This is a genomic window from Vibrio celticus (assembly GCF_024347335.1).
Classification (GTDB): Bacteria; Pseudomonadota; Gammaproteobacteria; order Enterobacterales; family Vibrionaceae; genus Vibrio; species Vibrio celticus.
Genome location: NZ_AP025464.1, coordinates 166366 through 185570, shown reverse-complemented (window position 1 = coordinate 185570; position 19205 = coordinate 166366). Strand labels below are relative to the sequence as shown.

Sequence of the window (19205 nt, the reverse complement as noted above, 5' to 3'; positions counted from 1 at the left end):
AAAGCAAAGATAGGCTTAAGCACCACTATCGATAACTTGCAGTAGGTAAAAATAAGTAGCCGAGCACATAACTGCACTCGGCTATCAATCATTCACTCAAAAATCTAAAAGCAATTAGCAATTATGCCAATAGAAGTGCTTGCAGGTCAGCTAAAGACTTAACTTGATAATGAGGGTTAATACCCGCTGGCGTTGCCTTTTCTTGACTGTTTAACCAACAAGTTTCAATGCCAAAATCTAGTCCGCCTAGAATATCTGAATGTGGGTTATCTCCGACCATCAATACGCGTTGTTTTGCTGGTAAGCCAACAAGCTTGTGTGCATGTTCAAAGATTTCAGCATCTGGTTTAGCAACACCCACTTCTTCAGAGATGATCACGTGGTCAAAATAGTCTGTCATTCCAGTGCGTTCTAAACGGATAGATTGCAGCTCGGTGAAACCATTGGTAATGATGCCCATGTTCACTTTGCCTTTTAAAGACTCCATCAACTCTTTTGCACCCGGTAATAAAGAACAGATGTCCGCCATCGCCGTTAAAAATGCACTGTTTAGTTCTGCTGTTGTTGTCTCTAGCTTTGTTGCCCAGCTTTCAAAACGCGCGTGCTTCAGTTGAGCTGCCGTAATGCGCCCATCTTGGTAATCTACCCAAAGTGGTAAGTTAACCTTTTGATAAGCCGAATAATCCTGTTCGTTGAAGTCCACACCAAAACGAGAAAACATCAGCTTCATTCCCTGATAAGCATCAAAATGGAACAAGGTTTCGTCTGCATCAAAGAATATCCAATCGTACTTCATTTTATTTCCTATTATTCGCGCTTTTGAGCACTGCCTACACTGTTTTTTTCGTTGTTCTTATCGCGGCCTAAAACGGCGAAGCATCACTTTACCCTCAAATTTGTGAGCCTGTATATAAATCTAATAATTTATAGAAAACAAGTCGCAACTCATGATGTATCGCAAATTTTGCCACATATTAAACCAATACCATACTAGGGCGTGTTGACCTTTCGTGGTTAAGTTTTGTTCGAAACAAAAGCGTTTTAATCGCGGCGAGGGGAAGTAGCCTAGTCATTCTAAGCAAATTTCCCTCAACAAAGAGTAAAACGCTTTTTGCGGGGGCGCCCAGCTCGAACCCTTCGGGCAGCGTTTTCTGGTCATTTCTACTACGTTAACGGCTTCTCATGTAGGCAAGCTACACATCAAAGCCTCTGCCTTGTATAAATGCCCAGCAACTCGCTGCAAAAATCAGCTCGAAAAATCAACACGCCCTAAAAATACACTTAAGTACCGGGAGGTATTATGAAGCACTTTTTACCGTCATCTGTCATGCTCACCCCTTTTCTTGTCAAATACTATGACGAGGAGCCAGAAGACATCCTTGGTTCTGAAGAGTCGCAAGATCCTCAAATTGAATGCAGTGATGACTCCGATAAAACGTCGACACCTGCCTAACCAGATCAACTTTCAGTGAAAAACCTTAATTTTCATTGTTATAGAGCACCATTCTGCTCTTGGTGGAGCCGATTTATCGCTAACCACTACTGACAAAGAGCACAACCAAAAAACATGAAAACGATTGCTATATGAGCCCTATCACAACGACTAGCCACAAAGTGGTAGTTCGGAATCAAAGTTGTTCCAGATCAATGGTCGACCACTTGAATGCCGACAACATGTAGGAAATTAAAAATCATAATTAACGGAGTTTTCCAATGTCTACTGCATTTTACATCCCTACAATCAACTTCATGGGTACTGGCTGTTTGAAGGATGCTGCTGATAGCATTCAGTCTCAAGGCTTTAAAAAAGGTCTGATCGTTACTGATAAGATCCTGAACCAAATTGGCGTAGTTAAGCAGGTACAAGACCTTCTTAGCCAGCGCGGCGTAGACACAGTTGTATTCGACGGCACTCAACCAAACCCAACCATCACTAACGTGAACGATGGTCTAGAATTGCTGACTGACAACGATTGTGATTTTGTTGTTTCTCTAGGTGGCGGTTCTCCACACGACTGTGCAAAAGGCATCGCTCTGGTTGCTTCTAACGGCGGCAAGATTGCAGATTACGAAGGCGTAGACCAATCTGAAAAACCAATGATGCCATTGATCGCTATCAACACCACGGCCGGTACAGCATCTGAGATGACTTACGGTGGGCTAAAAAGTTGGACGTAAAGTAGTGGGCTAAAAGTTGGACATTTTGTTTTCATCAATTTCTCTCTATGCCATAAAGATATAACAACATTCCCCCCCCTCCCCCCAGAGAACGTCAACCCACTAATTTACTTATGCTTTACCAAGGCGGCTAGATTTTGATTGTGGCTCTGTGGGTAAGCGGCAGAATTTAAAGCCACTGAACTGTGAAGACTTCCTAATTGATCCTGAGTTTTGCTTCCTATCAATCTCGAAGAAATGATTAAGTCTCAGAAACTAAAAAATAAAATAGGCGGATTAGCATTTATTAACCACTAATCATCATTAGTTCTGTTCAGCTTTTGTTTGGTCTTTGGTCTTTGGTCTTTGGTCTCAATAGTATATCTGTTTTAGTTCGGGTCTAGAGCCTGAGTGCTACGACTCTAAAACGTTTGTGCCCCATTTCTACTTAGTGCTTTACTCGGTCATATCCTGTTAATGAGCTTTTGCAATACTAAAAGTTATCCATTCTTCTCATGCTGTTGGCTGTTAATCCCCAAGATGTAATACGGGGTGAAAGTCTAACTGGAACAATGCTTCGAGATAATTCAAATAGTACGACTGTTCTGATTTACTTTTAATGCGCACTGTGTTGATATGCACACATTTTATGTATCTGTAATATAGTTACTTATGGAGGTTATATGATATCGATACTTAAAGCAGTTTTAGGAGCAGGGTGTGGTATCGCGGGAGTGGGTGCTGTATTTTTTTACGCGCTGATGTCTCAAGCTATAACTATGCCAGCATTAGCTAATTTGACTCCAGATTTGGTCTACAAATCATTTCTAGCGACGTTAGCGACTTGCTTGATTATGCTTGTGCTGTCGGTATACACGCATCTAGCATCTAAGAAAAAGTCTGGTGATGTAATATCATCATCTGGGTCTGGTCATGCTGTCAAAACTACTGGTAATAACAGCGGTGTAACTATTGGTAGAAAGGACTAACCAATGACCCAAGTCCAAGCTACAGATGACGGGATATCGGTATATACAGCCGGAAAAAACAGTCCAGTAAACATCATAAAAGCAGTTGAATGTATGCCTTCATTGCTGAGCCCTTTGCTGCAAGGAATTATAGACGTTTACGATCCTTTTTCGGATACTCCTGAAGAGCCTCATTTTAGCCCAGAAACCGAAAAGAAAATTAGTTATAACTCAGTGGTTCTATATGCAGGTGAAATACGCGATAACAGCGGTTTGATGTCTTTAGTTGAAAACGTAATCAATGAAATAGATAGCCAAAAACCCAAATCAAAGGATAAATTTCTATACTCAATAAAACAGAAATATAACAATTGCCGAACGCGCTTATTACTTGAGAATGAAGTTAACCTGACAAACCAAGAATCCATACATGAAGCCATAAGCAAAAACGCTGACAGATTGATTCACAATGTCTTAGCAGAACTGTTTAGTACTGTAAAAGCGACCAAATCCGTACCAGTGGAAATTGTTGAAGCTGCTCAAGGGCTGATAGTCTGTTATGGGTTTATCAATTGCAAGATCTTAGAGGCTCCTCCTAGTGATCATTAGTAATTCTCAAACGCAAAGATTAACTCTGTTTTTTATTGGTTCGAATATAATAAGCTTAATTAAACAACATCAGTTTAACTCTATTGAGCCTCTAATATTATACAATAATTATTGTGAAAGAGTTGAACACATATCAATTTCATACTTTCTTTTTGGATTAGACTGGCTCTACATTTCCGGTTTAGCAAAATATAACGAATCGGGTGATATTATACTATGCAAATCAGAAGGCTAATTGTAAGTGAAGGCGAATTAATTATTCGAGATGTAATATTTAATGAAGGATTGAATATTATTACAAACTCCGGAACTAACGGAAATCAAATAGGTAAAAGCACCACTTTAAGAATAATAAACTTTTGTCTTGGTTCATCGGGTGAAAACATTTGGTTAGACCCAGACAATAAAGTAAAAAACGAAGATATTTTTAATAAATTAGTTCATTCACCAGTTTTATTTAATTTAGTTATATTTGTAAATGGAACAACATATAATATTGTTAGGCATTTTGAACAAAGAGGTAAAAAAATATATAGAATGAGCACTATCAATGGTGCTTCGTTTAACTCTGTGAAAGCATTCAAAAACGAAATATCCTCTATCTTCGGATATTCTTGTGATAATCCTTCATTCCCAACAATCAAAAACAGGTTCACTCGATTAAACAAATCAGTAGCAAATAGACTTCTAGACTATAACCATACATACACATCTAATGATCAGTATAAGTTAATATATTCTCACATGTTCGGCTTTGATGGACACAAAGAACTGCAAGCCGAATACGCCAACAAGCAAGAGATTTCATCTTTAAACCAAAGAAGGTCCGCTTTGCTAAACGGGAATAGCATAGCTGCTTATCAAGACAAGCTAAGGTCTATAGATGATGAGCTAGATCAACTTTATGAGGCAGAGAACTCTTACGATATCGTAGGCGCACAAAGTAAAGCTATAGAGAATGTTCGTATTACGCGAGAAAATATTGCTCGTTTATCAATGAAAATATCTCAGCTTGAAATACGTATAAACTACAATCTAAGTACTATAAAAGACTACGAGTCTAAAGTATCTGACATTGACATAGAAACGGTAAAGTCTATTTATGATGAGGCAACTACACTAGTACCAACAGTGTATAAAACCTTTGAAGAAACGATGAATTTTCACAATTCTCTCTTCGTAAAAAAGGCAGAATTTGTTAGGAATCAAAATGTAAGTCTTAGCCAAGAGATTAGTAGTTTGAAACGCGAGTTAAACGCGTTGCTTTTAAAAGAGAAAGAGCTAATTAAAGGAATTTCGAATGAGTCGCATCTAGGTGGCTTCATTCTTATAGAAAAAGAAATTCAAGCGCAAAGAGAGCTTAGGGGCAAACTATCATACGTAGTAGAAGAAGTATCTAGCATTGATGAAGATATTTTCTTATTAGAACAAGAGAATATTAATCTTTGTTCTTTCATCTCTAAAAAACTAACAAATTTTGAAGCTAAGATAGGGATATTTAACGAATCATGCAATGAAATTACTAAAGAAGTATTTAAAAAATTTAGCATATATTTCGGTTCCGCAATCGACGGGGAAAGTACTATTAATTTTTCTCTAGTAAATGCAGATAAAACAACAGGTGATGGTTCTCCAAGAGCAGCAGCAATGGCAATTGACATGGCTTTTGTTGAGTATGTGTCAAAGTCTGGTGCTAAGTTGCCAATGTTTACTCTACAAGACTATTTAGAAGCAGCTGATTTAGATAAGCTAACTAAGCTCTTTAATATAGCAAATAAACGAAAGATACAAACAATAGTGTCAGTATTAAATGATAAGCTGGCTTTGTTACCTGACGCGTTGATTGACAAGCACTCAGTACTCACTCTTTCGACAGAAGATAAATTTTTCGGAGTATAACTTCATGTGGGGGGCTATAATTCCTCCCCCCTTCCCTTTATTTCCTTGAACCTACTATAGCTCGAGCGAACTTGAATAGTTTAGTAGTCGTTTTTAGCTCTGATTCTGATTTGATTTGAAGTAGAGCTATTCCAGACAATAATTTCTGTGGGGGATACTAATTGATCTGTTGGCAGCTCTCGTTTATCTAAATGTATTCTAAAATTCCACCAGTCTTTAGTTTCTAATATACGACACCCCCGTGGATAGGCGTATCAACCTTTTGCACTCCTTCGGAATTGTTTTACCTTTGCCCCATTCTTTGACAGTCCTCACACTTTTAAAACAAAGAGCAGCGGTTTCTTCTACAGATAATCCACACTCAAATTCACGAAAACAGTAGTTTTTGGTCATTTAGTAATACTGATGTGCACCATCAATACTGGACAGTGAGCTTAGTGACTTTCCATACTTATGCTAATTCGTGATTTGCTAATACTCGGTTCTCCGAAACTCATTTCCGTCCAAAGGTGTTTATACTAATCTCGTAAGTCGCTTGCAAGTTAACCTATACTGACTAACCATGATTTTTCATCGATATGTCAGATCGAGTCTTAGCTACTATGTATAACGGCTTAGTTTGATCTTGAACGTATGAAACCTGATTAGTCGTGTTAGAGAGGTATGACCCCTCCAACACGTTCTCAGTCTATAATGAAGTTTTGTGGCACAAAAGCTATAAGTGTTGAGATCTAATTAATGAGTATAATTTTAGGTGTATGATAATCCTGCTTTTTTACATAGATGTTGAGCAAAATACTTCCTCGTAGTTGAACCACCAGAAGCGACTTTATAAGTTCCGTCTTCAGATAAAGCAAGAAACGAACACTCTGACCAATGTCGAGCTCTTCTCGAATAGTCCAAACGGCCTAATTTTTCAGCTACAGAATAAATATGATTGGTGCGACTCGCAGGAGTGAGGTCAATACAATTATTCCATACTTGATGGAACACCAAACCCAAAGACTGAATCAGTGTCGTAACAAGCTGAAAGCCGTTCCTATTCATTGAAAAGTCATCTCCTTGTTCGTAGATCCATGTTTCGAGGAAAAGTGTCAGATCGCTCTTAATTGTATTGACATGTGTATCTCCCAAAAGAGCACCGTCAGGCATTTCTCTGGTTCCTTTTAGTCGACTCTGCATACTAAACCCACCAATACCTCCAAGCACAAATCGAGTTAGTGAGTTTAGAGTCATAATGTATTCGCTAGACTCTGTAATCTTCTCTCCTTCTATCGACATTCCACCGTGGGAAACGATAACAGGTAGCTCACCTAGTTCACGAGCAAGGTTAGTTACTGGATCTGAGCGAAGCACTTTCATTAGTTTGTTCATAGTTAATGGTTGTTGTTGGCCGTTAACGTCGACAAACATCTGAGCAAATTCATCTTCTGTTAAAGCTCCTCCAGAATCTTTGAAAATGAACATTACCGGGATTTCTAATGATGCCATTTGGTCTCGGATTTCGGCTCGTCGAGCAAGGCGTGCGCTTGAATCTCGACTTACCTGAAGCAGGAAGTTATCGAACCCCCCGATAACTGCCCCGCCAGTACTAAGCCTTCCAATACCATCAATGACAAATGTATTCTCAGTCTCTATTTCTAACCAATCACTTAAGTTAATTTGACCAGATTTTTCAAAACTAACGCCATGCATGCAGCCCACTAAAACAGGTGGAATAACACTCCCTATATCAGTTGTACCACTTAAATGTTTGTAGCAAAAATCTTCAAATCCATTTCGACGTCTTGGTGTCGCAACTCGCTGAATGTCATCATATATTGGCCTTAGGTGTTCGGGGATAAGGTCTAACGAACAACTCCTCAATAGTTCAGATAATGTCATATGTGCTAAGAAAGTTTTAACGCCATTGAAACTGCCTTCACTGGATGAACCATATACTAGTTTTCTAGTGACTCCATGTCGCATAGTTGGCGCAGGGATAGTCATTTCCAAATTAATTGCCTCATATTTGTTTAGTTGTTGAAGAAGGTGTCGAATTATTGATCGGGGCAGTGCCCCGATCAAATGTTTTTTTAAATTTTTTGGTAAAGTTATGAGGATAAGAACTGTAAGAATTTGAAATAATGATAAAAAAAGACGTTGTAACGTTAAGAGGAATTGGTGTCGCACCTTTTGGTCGAGAGGCTAGTTCTCTTCAGTGTGCGCTCCCTCTTTCTGAGGTCTCTGAATTTTGTTCGCTACCTGACGTGTTGGAAGGGGCACAAAACATAATTGCTGATATGTCAAGACCAGTCAACTTATCAGAAGTCAAGCGAGTTCAAAGCTACTTATTAGGCTTATCGAATAACACTGGTATGAATCCGTTGTTGACTGTAACAATTGCAGTAGAAGAGTGCTTTAAAGAGATTATAGATGAGGCATCGGGTTTAGTATCAATAACCTACTCTCCCAAAAAAGCCTATATAATCAATGGCATACAAACGATAGCCGCATACGCTTCGATTACCAAATACGAATCTGAAATTGTTAGATCTCCAGCCATAGGTATTGACGAACAAAAAGCGGAAAGCCTTAACTCTAAGATCGCTATGTTGCCGACTCTTACTAACGTCATTTATAGAAGCAATGAAAATATACGCAAGCGCGAGATAGTTTCACTACTTAACTCATACAACAACCTTGATACTAGAATTCATTCAATGTCACTCGGAGTATATGAGGACGAAACTCATCCAATTATGTTAGCTGTAACGGATATAGCGAGAGCGATCAATATAGATAAGTTCGGGGGGATGTCGATATCCTCTCGGCTTACAAAAAATGATTCATATGTAACGACTCAAACATCGATGGCCGGATTAGTACTAGCCGCCATTGGCGGAAGAAGCGCAAGGTTGACTACTCCTTTACCCCAAAAACTTCCAAACAAAAATATAATTACAGAAGAACTCATCAATGAAACCAAACAGTTAATTATCGATTTTTTGAAAGTCTGGTTATCGACTCTTGGGACGCAGTTTGAGAAAGACCCTGACGGGTTTCATTACTCTTCTCAAGTTTGGCAAGCGCTAGGTCTGGTTATTCATCATCTACACGAAGTTGATGTTGCTGATTCCGTAAATGAATCAGCAAAGGTTCTTGCTCATCTAGACTATGATAAGGCTGCAAAGCATTGGAGTAACTGTAGTGCGTTGAAGCTCGACGCTACTGGTAAGTACTATATTAATGCGACAGGGGGAGGAAGAAGTTTGAGAGATGGAATAGCAAAATATTTCATTTCGCTGCTTTGACTCATGAACCTACTAGTAGCTCACGAAGAAACAGATATATGCAGAGACGTTTGAGCTTATGTTAATTGTTAGCTCGTTCAGGTCAGAGAAATAAAATTCCGAAGTACATGATGTATACGCTCTAAACCATTTCCAACAATGAGCTAGCTATAATGGCTAGCTCAGAGCTGCCCCATTTAGTGTTAGATCTTTTACTCATTCATATCTTGTTAATCTGAGTTTGGCCTACTCAAACTTATCCACTTGAATCGAGAAGTTAGCGTTCCCCTTTTTAGGCGACATTTTGCAGCTTAGTATCCCTTGTATTACTTTAACTTATTGATTGTTAATTGAATCAATATGATTAAGAGTGCATCATATAGAAGAAAAAGACGACAGTTTGTCGACTAATAAGCGTTATGTGAATGGAGAAAGGAATGAAGATTGTTGTTAGATATCAAGATGGTACGGTCGAAGACTCCGAGGGTAACGTTTTAAGTTTCGGCTTAGACCGATTTGTGTCTGACATTTGTCTGGGTGAACATTGCTTTATGTGTGGTGCTTCGCCAACTAATACTTCATTTAATGACGAACATGTCATTCCCAAGTGGGTTCTGAGAAAGCTAGACTTATATAAAGAGAAAATCACGTTACCAAATAAAGCACAAATACCATATGAACGATATGTTGTTCCTTGTTGTACGAGTTGTAATTCCTTTCTTGGAGAAACGGTTGAGGCTGAGATCAAATGTGCATTTGATAATGGTCATGATTCGTTAAATAAGTATATATACCAGAATGGCACGCAAAAGTTGTTTCTATGGCTTGCGCTAATTTTCTTTAAAACTCATTTGAAAGACTCTTTCTTAAGAAAGCACTTGGATATGCGTAAGGGGGAAGAGACTATTGCCAGCGATTATGATTGGAGTTTCATGCACCATATACATTGTTTAATACGGACTCTAAAAACAGGTGTTGAGTTTGATGAACGTTGTTTTGGTTCAATGATTATTTTGCCTGCTACTGTAAGTTCAAACTACTCCCAGTTCGATTTCTGTGATACTTACGCAAGCAATACGATCATGCTTCGTATTGGTGACGTCGCTATAGTTTCGGTGCTAGATGATTCATGTGCTAGTGCGTACTTTCTTGCCCCAATCCTTGAAAAAATAACAGGATCTTGTTCTCCGCTTCAGTTGCGTGAAATCTTGGCTCATGTGACACTAATTAATGACAAGCTCAAGTACAGACCTAGGTTTTTCACTAAATTCGACCGAGCAGCACAATCACTGAGTATTCATACTGAATTACCAGAGACTATGGATATGGAGCCTTTTACAAAAGAAGAATTTGGTAGGGTTTTATATTCAAAAGTCTCTGATTATCTGGGTAAGGTTACTTGTCCCAATGGAGAGTTCAATGAAGAAAATCTAAAAGCTGGAAATTATCGATTTCTAATAGACGAAAAGAATGAGTTTATAGCTAATTCAATGGAAAAATTCACATAACAAGCATTTAAGAGTGATTCAGCACACGTGGCATTTTTTGCTTGGGTCTAGTTTAGTGATTACGGGCTCAAACTGAGTGTCGTGGTAGTGTGCTTCACACCTTAATTGGGCGTTAGCACACACTATGGTTCAGGTTATTAGATAGTATGTTTAGTAAACAAGAAGTAAAAACTTTTCTCATTAAGTTAGGGCGAAAATGGTTTTTTCCAGATTTTGCCAATAAGGTCACTGGGTATGTAGTGACGCTCGGAGCTTCTGTCATCCTTGCCCCAATGCCGTTAAAGCAAATTATCTTAAATTTCCTAATTGAGTCTTTTAATTTAAATAGTGGTGAAAAGCTTACATTGGCTGAGTTAGGGAGCAGCTCTGCTGACTATTGGCTGGGTTTCTCTTTGATTGCAATTGCGTTGGTACACAATGTGTTTTGTAAATGGTTAGTGTTGCAAGAAAGTATTCAGACTCATATGGATTCAGAAAAAGAAAAGGAAGTAGACCGAAAGCTATTTAATGAGTTTATAGCTTTGTTACCATCTACATCTGGTGCAGCTCAGTTTTTGGAACAACATGACTTTGGCAACACATTTGATTTAAGTCGTTTTCACCCAATTGACCAATTTGTATATGATTGGGATTGCCCAGAAAAAAGATTTCTAGATGAGTCACTAGAAACTATCAAAATGGATTTTTGGGCTAAAAGTCGTGAATTGAGTATTTTAATTGGTAGAAAGACGGGGCCACTTAGAAGTGGACGTCAAAGTGTTCTCACAGAGGAGTACATCAGGGCATATAATATCCCTAAAGAATACGAAGAAAACATCAAGTTACTAAATCAAAAAGCGACAGAGCTTTTCGATATACATCAGCATCTTACGTTGCAGTGTCGAACAAAATTAGTGTGCTAACAAAGCATTTTAGAGTGATTCGCAACGCTTGGCGTTAGGTTTTAAAGGAAGTTCAGTGTTTAAGGTAATAAAGAAAATAGTCACAAGTTTCTTAGCGCTTCATGCTGTAGCTCGCTACCTAATCTTGAGTGTACTAAGTGCAATGTTTGGCGCAGGTTATGTAGGAATCATTAGTGAGTTCGCATCCTATTACTTTGCATGGCAAAGTGGTTTTCGTATTCCAGCTGAGGGCATCCCATATCTCGCAATGACGATTTCCACGATCAGTTTCTTTCTATTCATAGTATTTGCAGTTGTCTTCGCGCTAGTTTATTTAATGGGGCTTTTCTTTACTTACTATGCAGTCATTTTTTCGGTGCTCTTACAGCAGCTAGGAACTGATGTAAAGGGTGGCTTTTTAAGTTATCACTCAAAAGTAAGAGAGCTTCCTATTTGGGCGATCTTTCTAATTGGCACTGGTTTAGGTTTCAGCTTGTGGGGTGCTTTTTCTATTGTAGAGTTGTATCGGGATTCCTTCTCTTTTGATGTTTGGCGATTATTAAGATCAGTTTTCCTAGGGGTGTTACTGCTAGTCCTAATATGGAACAAACGAATGTTAGTCTGCTTTGCTCTCTTAATGTCCTTGCTAACTGTGGTAACGGTGCCTTATGCGTTGTTCAATACAAGTAATTATGCACATATCTTGCAAGATTTACGTTATGGTGGTGGTATCGATGTGCTCCTAACTTTGAAATCAAGTGACGAGCTACACGAATATGAGCTATTGATGCGCACCTCAAAAGCACTCATCTTAAGAGATGCTGAAAGTCGGGTAGTTGAAGTGCCAATGGACAACATAGTAAAAATAAACTATGGCCGAAAATAAACCTAACAAATCTTTAAGGCTTCAAGATATTTCATCTAATCCAATTTTGGCACTTTAGAATCTATACTCTAACGTGCTTTTGTCCAGAACCTTCTTAGAATTCGGCGTTTCTGACTGTGATCACCAAGCGATTCTGACTTGGAGCGGGACAGAAGCGCCTTACTCCAACAAATTTAAGCGTATCATAACCACACTATTTTCTTTCCGTTGAGTTTAGTCACATAAATTGAATGGCTATTGAGGTTACGCTCTTCTAAACTTCATGCATATGGAGAAAGAGAGGTGTCGGAAGGTGAATAAAACAAGCGTATTTGTATGGATAGCATTAATTGTTTGGCTATTTATGGTTGCTTGCTTTTTTGATTATATTGAAAAAGAAAGCTCTATACCTGTTATCCATGAATTCCATTTGGAGGACTCAAGTGAATAATGAACACTCACAAATGTTCAATGTTATGGAAGCTTTAATTGCACTAGCATTGGGCATAACTCTCAGTTTATTCTTTTCATTTAAAACTCAAAACTCTCTTCTAGAGGCCATTGAAAGCTCACACGTTGCCCATTCAGCAAGCCTTGTCCATATGAGAAGCTATATTCATTTAACTCAGCCAGAAGACGCTGACCAAAAGATAAACAAACTACTTTCTGAAGTGCAAGAACTAACCTACGAGTTAAACACTTTAAAGGAAGCCAGTAATGACATTAACGTTAGATTTCCTCAAATGCTTTGGTTAGGCAATTCACTCCCTTCTGTAGTTGATGAGTACGTAAAAACTGCGGATAGACAATTGGTATTACTTGAGAAAATACTTAAAGCAAAACAACAAACTGTATCAGAACCTTTATTAAGTGAATTAGAGAGACAAGTTTTTTCAGAAGAGATGGATGAAGCAGCGGAACATGTTCACGAACGTTTGATGGACAACATATTCTTAACCAGCGAAGCAACCGTTTATACCTTGATACTATTGATTATATTAGTCTTCTCTGTCGTGTTCCTTTACCTCAACCACTACATTATAGAATTGAAAAAAACCAAGTTAGCATTACAGGGGGCTGTAAATAAGGCAGAGGAAGCCAATTTAGCTAAGTCTATTTTTTTAGCAACAATGAGTCATGAGATAAGAACCCCAATGAATGGTGTTATAGGAATGACGCAGTTACTCATATCTGACAATAAAGATTCAACTATTCAGACGCACTTAGATACGCTGTTAGAGTCAGGTGAACACCTAATGGTAGTCATAAACGAAATTCTTGATTTTTCAAATCTAGAGCAAGGGAATCTAGTTTTTGTTAAGGAAGAATTCGAACTAAACACGCTATTGATGCCAATAAAAAACTCTTTTTATCCGCAGTCTTCTGACAAAAACCTTCAGCTTATATTCGACACCAGTAGTTTGCCTGAAGATCTTGTCTTAGTCGGAGATAAAGCTCGTATACGTCAAATTATTTACAACTTAGTGGGGAATGCCATAAAGTTTACCTCTGATGGGCAGGTTAAGGTTGTCTTAAAATATGACAATAAAAAAAATGAGCTTTTTATTCAAGTCTCTGATACTGGAATTGGTATACCTTCACATCGTTTAAACGGTATATTTAATGCGTTCGAACAAGCAGATGTTAGAACGATGCACGAATTTGGAGGAACAGGGTTAGGTTTATCCATAGTTAAAAAATTATGTTTATCAATGGGTGGGGATATAACAGTCACAAGTGAGTTAGGTTCAGGAAGTTGCTTTGTAGCAAGAGTTATAAGCCCAAGAGGAACCACCTTCCAAGATAAAAGAAAGCTCGCAAACGAAGAAGACTTTTCCGGTAAGTCAGTTCTTATCGTTGAGGATAACCGGATTAATCAACTTGTTGCTAAACGCTTGTGTGAAAAGCTAGGGCTTACTACTTCTATTGTATCTAACGGTATAGAAGCTGTTGAAAGGGTGCACCAATGTTCTTTTGACGTAATCTTGATGGATCATCAAATGCCACAAATGGGAGGTATAGAAGCGACAAAAATAATACGAAATGAGCATGATTTTCAAGGGGCTATTCTTGGTTGTACCGCTGATGTTACCAAAGAAACAGCGATAGCGTTCGTTGATGCTGGTGCCAATGGAGTAATAACAAAGCCCTTACAATTAAACTCTTTGGGGGAGTCAATAGCACACAGCGTAACGTTGGTTTGTAATGTAAATCATACCCATAATATGGTGTTGGAGTAGAAGCTAGTTCGTTTGATACCCAAGCTAGTGTTAAATCGTCTGGAATCTAGACTCGCTTTGGGATAAGAACGACTTAGAGCTACAACTTTAAAACGTTTGTGCCCCATTATGAGTTTCGCTTAGTTGCATTCGCTGGAACTACAGCCCAAGTTTGCACTAGCTATTCTAATCTGAAAGTGCCCACGATTCTTACTAATCAGTTATATATTTTAAACAAATATGGTTAGGCAATTCGGGCAAAACGCTAATCTTGCCCCCACTACTTTGTAAATGTCGTTGAATCAGCTTTTAGGCATTGCCATCAGCAAGAAACCTGTTAGCACGCGACTTTCCGAACCAATGGATTTGACCGATTTCTCCACTAACTCCCTACAGTGTTCCTTCTTCAGTTTTAGCTTGCCAACTGCAAGTGCGCCCGCGAACTCAAGGGCTGCATATCCGAACGGATGCTTGTGTCTAGTAAAAACCTTGTAGAGGAACTCTTTCATCAGTTCACTTAAGTGATGATCGGACGAATAATCCAATTCTGATGGTAAGCTGGCGCGAAGGATGCAGGCTTGCAAAATATCATCGTTAAATCTCAAGAAGTTCTCAGGGGAAATAATTACGGATTGATAGTTTGTTGGCCTTAAACACTTTTCAGGATCTGCGTGTTCTCGCGCTGTTTGTAATACTGCGGCTATGGTTAAAAGCGTAGCGCTTTGCGTAATACTGTCAATTTCGTCATCAAACTTGTCATCAAAAAATACGAAACCTTCGGTAAGTTTTAATGAATCGCCATTAGTATTGGGCAGCAAGCTAGCGCTAGCCTGAGCAACATAATTAGAAAGTTCTTCGTAACATCTCTCTGCTTCATCGAGCGTAATTATGTCCAATGGTGATGTGCTTTCATTATCCGCTTTTGCAGCTAATTGTGCCAACTCATCCCATGATTTTTGGATGTTATCTGGTCCCAATGGCAATACTTTCCAAACTGAAAAATTGTAAAATCTTGGTGTTGCATTGCGTACGAGGAATTGCTCAAGCTTTTTCCAAGATGCCATGCTTTGAGGTAGACCAACGCCTATTAAAAAGTGTCTGGGAATGGTTTTGCTTTCATATTCCCGAAGGTCTCGACTAATTTGTCTCAATTTTCCTCCGTCACCTGCAAATGCCGTGACAACTATAACTCCAGTTGAATCTTGTAATTTTTCTTTGTTTATATCCGGCCATTTCAATAACAATGGAGATTTTCTATTACCGCTGTTGCTTTGAATAAACTCCGAGGCTTTTTGAGCCAAAATTTTAGACGCACCGTCATCACTAAATATTACAGTATCAATAGACGAGGATAGAGACCACTTTAACTCTGCGTCCAACCAGTGATTAAACTTGATACTGGTGTGAAGATTTTCTGGCTTGAGGCTTAGCAGTGGACTCTTTTCAATTATATCAACGCGTTGGTTAATTGGGTTGATGCCTGATATGCAGAAATCTTTGAGGATATCCGGAAGGTGTTTAGGCTTGTGGGGGATACCTACGGTCACTTGTTTAGGGGGTTTAGCCTTATATGAGAAATGTTCACCTACTAACTCTATATCAGTTTCATTGCCATCAACATTACTTACCCCTTGTAACAAGGATGTTGAAGACAGGTTGATAAGCACATGTGATATGGAGGGTCTTACTTCTACATCAATCAAGGTAACGATTTTATCTTTACAGAAGTTTCTGTTGACTAGATCTCTGGCCATTCCCCCTGAAGTCGATGCAGAAATTACAACAAGGTAGTCGTCAATGGGTAAATTCAGCTCCTTCAAAAAATCGTAGGAATGGTAGCTTTCGATATTAGCACTACAACCGGCGGTTAAAGCAGCTTCTTTTACAATAGAGTAAATACCCATGGTATCTATATAGATTGTTTTAATTTTGATCCAATCTACATTTTCAACTAAGGTTCGTAACCCGTTAGCGACGAATTGTAGTTCAGTTTCAGTGGCAGCTATATCTCTCGACTGTATAAACATTTTACTGATGCGGCCAGAGGGGTGTTTGAATGTGTGTCCTGCGGGCGCAACATGCAGAACATTATTGCGTTCAGCAAGCTTACGTAGACCTGTTGAGTAAAAATCAGTCACATCATTTACCTGAAGTGGCAAAGAGCTGGATGAGCTAGTATAACCTTCATGCATTTTAAAAATGCCATCACTAATATCAATAAAGTATAGGGCTTTGGTGAAGCACACGTTGTTTTTCGACAAACGATCCAAGAAACTGTCTTGTAAATCTTCATTTTTCCAATGTTGAAGGCAGTCATTGATTTTGCCGGAAGGTACGTAAATAACGATACCGTCGGGAAGGGTATCACTATTTTTTAACGCTTTTTCCAAAGCTGGATAAAAGCTAGATGGATCTTGCCAAGCTCCGTCTCCAAGATAAGCGCATAGAATGTCAAACTTTTGATTGTCAAGATCTTTTTCTGCGTTAAAGCAAAGTACGTTGTCCACTATCTTTCCTTAAGGGAACCAAAATCGATACCACTGTTCCTGAAGTGGACCCAAGACTTTTGTTCGTCCAGTTGTCAAAATTCATCAAATATTGGGTTTGCTGCTGTTTCGCGGCTTCTAGAGATTGCTCTTGCGTCCAAAATCCATGCTTGTCTCTGTCAAAGCAATTGAATAAACACTGGTTCCCAGACCGAATTCTTATCAATCCCCCTACTTTACTTAGCTGATTTAAAATCGTAGGGTAGCCGTTACCTGCGCCACTTTCAGATTTAGTAGAGAAATTTTTTCCAATACACTTTATCAGAGCATCTTTCTCGGAGGCTGCGTCAATGCTTGTTCCAAAGGCCCTTCCTACCAACCCCGGGCCGGTATCAAAAAAGCTCACCTCCATACAACGCAGCGTTTTCTTGGTTCCGTCTACACTCGTTAGAACATTGTCGTTCCAATACTGGCTTAGTCTTGGATGCCCCATAAAGTCTTTTTTATATGTCTCGCTTGATTGGTCTTTCCATGAAGCAATCATCCCCTCTACATGTTCAATGTAAGGTCTATCGTGCTGGTCTCTAAGGGCATGTTCTTGCGTATTTTTGAAAAGCTCGCAACCAAAAATACCAAAGGCCTCAATTAGGTCTCCCTCTAAATGGTTGAACTCTCGCTGATTAATTTGTTTAAAAATAGCCACCATAGTTTTTGTCATTAGTGAACTATCTCTTACCGCTTGGCTATTTTTGTTTGAAAACAAAGGAGACAAGTACTGTCTTTCCGCACCGCTGATACAACATAAGTCGATCGAACGTCCACGGACTATTTCTGCATAGTGCTGATTATCGGAGGCAATCATTTTGTCTTTTGCTGGCAAAAGAGCTTTTCGCCTAGAGATAACTTCATTGTTTATATTAATTGATTTATTTAGTCGCACCGACGTCAAGCCCGGAGCATAACTACACAGCTCTTGCAAAACAATTTCAATATTAGATGAGTTCTGCAACATCAAGATTTTTTCAGCAGAATTACGAGCAATAGAGACGAGAGCCTGTAATCTAGCTGCATCTTTTAAGGCTCCGTGCCTTTTTGATATAGCCTCTGAAGAAAGTTTTACCGTCTCACTACGCTCTGCTTTCCTAATGACGTTCTCCATGTCATCTATTGACTCTAAAGGAGACTCTTTCAGTCGTTCCATTTAATTGTTCCAAACAATTTATCTATTCTTATTTTCACAATTTCCCACCTCCCTTTCAGTGAGACAATTCAAAATTCCAGATTTCAAATAATAATTGTCCAGAACCTTCACATTAGGCACTGTCTGAAAAGAAAGTGCCCCATTATCATCGAGCATTAGTACTCCATGTAACTTTCGGGCGTAAGCTTTCCCTACCAAACCTAATCCGATTTAAAGAAGACCAGACAATCATTTTTTTGCGTGTAGGTTGGCTAGATCCGTGCTTTGCCAATACCTATGGAGTTATACGAAAACTTTCGTCAATTTCTAAAAGTTCTGCTGTATGGCTTCTTTGACTTGATTGCGCTCTATCGCCACTAGAATTATGATGGTTGCATATCGATACGAAAAGAATCAGTCTATTTAGCGTTAAGTTTCAGGGGGAAATATAGTGCCAGAGTTCTTAATATTAGATAACGTCATTGATTGTATGGAAGAGAATGGTGCAACTTATAAGCTTGTTCATGTCACGATAGACGAAGAGTTACTCAATGAGATTAATGGTTCGAGTAAGGAGCAGTTTAACCTTGAACAACTACAGAAGGCTGCGGATAAATGTTTAGCTCACGAGTGGTTGAAGCATACCTCTCTCGGTGATAAGTATCGTCATTTACAAATCACACCTAAAGGAATTGGTGCTGCACGGTCAAAAAAGCGAGCTCAAGAATTGAAAGCATCGAGAGGATTGTTGAAAAAACTTTCTGATTACATTGAGGACCATAAAGGGCTATTTGTTGTTCTTGGTTCTTTGCTTGCGCTTGCTACGTTTGCTCTAAAAATTATGGGAGATAAGTGATGAAAGACAAAAGCTTTACCGTTGAACTAAAGTGTCTTTTTTGTGATTGCGTACTAGAAGGCGATACTGATATAGAGTATTCGTCTGGCGATATGCTTGAATGCCAGAATTGCCACGAGTTTAATGATTATGATGCGCTTATTGATGTGGCTATCGAAGAGGGCGAATCACTTGTCGCTGAATATGCAAATAAAGAAATTGAGAAAACTCTAGGAAACCTATTCAAAAAATAAAAATCGAAAAACATAAAGTTGACACGTTACACGTTTAGGTTCTAGGAGGGAAATAATGACCATCAATATTAT

At 38.8% G+C, this 19205-nt stretch carries 16 protein-coding genes and 1 pseudogene; 13 read left to right on the top strand and 4 right to left on the bottom strand.

Translation table 11 applies throughout. The features are described from left to right. Positions 1–121: 121 nt before the first annotated feature. On the bottom strand, positions 122–796 hold the full coding sequence (gene yjjG, locus OCV19_RS17065) for a pyrimidine 5'-nucleotidase (RefSeq protein WP_065677781.1): 675 nt from the start codon (positions 794–796) through the stop codon (positions 122–124). 504 nt (positions 797–1300) lie between these two features. Here yjjG and OCV19_RS17060 point away from each other — a divergent pair. The 6 genes and pseudogenes from OCV19_RS17060 (at position 1301) to OCV19_RS17040 (ending at position 5633) form a co-directional block, all read left to right on the top strand. After that, a complete protein-coding gene (locus OCV19_RS17060; protein ID WP_167352297.1) occupies positions 1301–1453 on the top strand; it encodes a hypothetical protein in 153 nt (50 codons plus the stop codon). Between the two features lie 260 nt (positions 1454–1713). Further along, positions 1714–2151 (top strand): annotated as a pseudogene (locus OCV19_RS17055) (iron-containing alcohol dehydrogenase); the annotation flags it as partial. 689 nt (positions 2152–2840) lie between these two features. Then, positions 2841–3146, top strand: a complete 306-nt coding sequence (locus tag OCV19_RS17050; RefSeq protein ID WP_065677782.1) for a hypothetical protein — start codon at positions 2841–2843, stop codon at positions 3144–3146. A gap of 3 nt (positions 3147–3149) precedes the next feature. Further along, entirely contained in the window at positions 3150–3734 is a 585-nt protein-coding gene (locus OCV19_RS17045) for a hypothetical protein (protein WP_065677783.1), read from the top strand. Further along, the gene (locus OCV19_RS25020) at positions 3724–3969 is read left to right on the top strand and encodes an ABC-three component system middle component 6 (RefSeq protein WP_370736631.1); all 246 of its coding nucleotides are present in this window, start codon (positions 3724–3726) and stop codon (positions 3967–3969) included. Before OCV19_RS17045 ends, OCV19_RS25020 begins: the two co-directional genes overlap by 11 nt. Beyond that, positions 3951–5633, top strand: a complete 1683-nt coding sequence (locus OCV19_RS17040; protein WP_065677784.1) for a DUF2326 domain-containing protein — start codon at positions 3951–3953, stop codon at positions 5631–5633. Before OCV19_RS25020 ends, OCV19_RS17040 begins: the two co-directional genes overlap by 19 nt. 750 nt (positions 5634–6383) lie before the next feature. Here OCV19_RS17040 and OCV19_RS17030 read toward each other — a convergent pair. Beyond that, entirely contained in the window at positions 6384–7622 is a 1239-nt protein-coding gene (locus OCV19_RS17030) for a ParB N-terminal domain-containing protein (protein WP_065677785.1), read from the bottom strand. Between the two features lie 137 nt (positions 7623–7759). Between OCV19_RS17030 and OCV19_RS17025 the strand changes: the two genes are divergently transcribed. The 5 genes from OCV19_RS17025 to OCV19_RS17005 all read left to right on the top strand — a co-directional run bounded on the left by OCV19_RS17025 (position 7760) and on the right by OCV19_RS17005 (position 14399). After that, positions 7760–8926: a DNA sulfur modification protein DndB gene (locus OCV19_RS17025; protein ID WP_065677786.1), complete on the top strand. Its 1167-nt coding sequence runs from the start codon at positions 7760–7762 to the stop codon at positions 8924–8926. Positions 8927–9342: 416 nt separating this feature from the next. Then, entirely contained in the window at positions 9343–10413 is a 1071-nt protein-coding gene (locus OCV19_RS17020; RefSeq protein ID WP_065677787.1) for a hypothetical protein, read from the top strand. Positions 10414–10559: 146 nt separating this feature from the next. After that, the gene (locus OCV19_RS17015; protein WP_065677788.1) at positions 10560–11315 is read left to right on the top strand and encodes a hypothetical protein; all 756 of its coding nucleotides are present in this window, start codon (positions 10560–10562) and stop codon (positions 11313–11315) included. A 55-nt stretch (positions 11316–11370) separates the two neighbouring features. Further along, a complete protein-coding gene (locus OCV19_RS17010) occupies positions 11371–12180 on the top strand; it encodes a hypothetical protein (protein WP_065677789.1) in 810 nt (269 codons plus the stop codon). A 443-nt stretch (positions 12181–12623) separates the two neighbouring features. Beyond that, the gene (locus OCV19_RS17005) at positions 12624–14399 is read left to right on the top strand and encodes an ATP-binding protein (RefSeq protein WP_065677835.1); all 1776 of its coding nucleotides are present in this window, start codon (positions 12624–12626) and stop codon (positions 14397–14399) included. Positions 14400–14680: 281 nt separating this feature from the next. Here the strand turns inward: OCV19_RS17005 and OCV19_RS17000 are convergent, their stop codons facing one another. Together OCV19_RS17000 and OCV19_RS16995 are read right to left on the bottom strand one after the other, a co-directional pair. Then, positions 14681–16885 carry a hypothetical protein gene (locus OCV19_RS17000; RefSeq protein ID WP_065677790.1) on the bottom strand — a complete coding sequence of 735 codons (2205 nt, stop codon included), beginning with the start codon at positions 16883–16885 and terminating at the stop codon, positions 14681–14683. Further along, positions 16863–18065 (bottom strand): hypothetical protein, encoded by a 1203-nt coding sequence (locus OCV19_RS16995; RefSeq protein WP_065677791.1) that lies wholly within the window; start codon positions 18063–18065, stop codon positions 16863–16865. Before OCV19_RS16995 ends, OCV19_RS17000 begins: the two co-directional genes overlap by 23 nt. Positions 18066–18495: 430 nt before the next feature. On the opposite strand from OCV19_RS16995, the gene OCV19_RS16990 reads away from it, so the two are divergent. Beyond that, positions 18496–18900, top strand: a complete 405-nt coding sequence (locus OCV19_RS16990; protein ID WP_057620351.1) for a hypothetical protein — start codon at positions 18496–18498, stop codon at positions 18898–18900. Beyond that, positions 18900–19133: a hypothetical protein gene (locus OCV19_RS16985; protein WP_065677792.1), complete on the top strand. Its 234-nt coding sequence runs from the start codon at positions 18900–18902 to the stop codon at positions 19131–19133. The genes OCV19_RS16990 and OCV19_RS16985 overlap by 1 nt, the downstream gene beginning before the upstream one ends. Positions 19134–19205 lie beyond the last annotated feature (72 nt).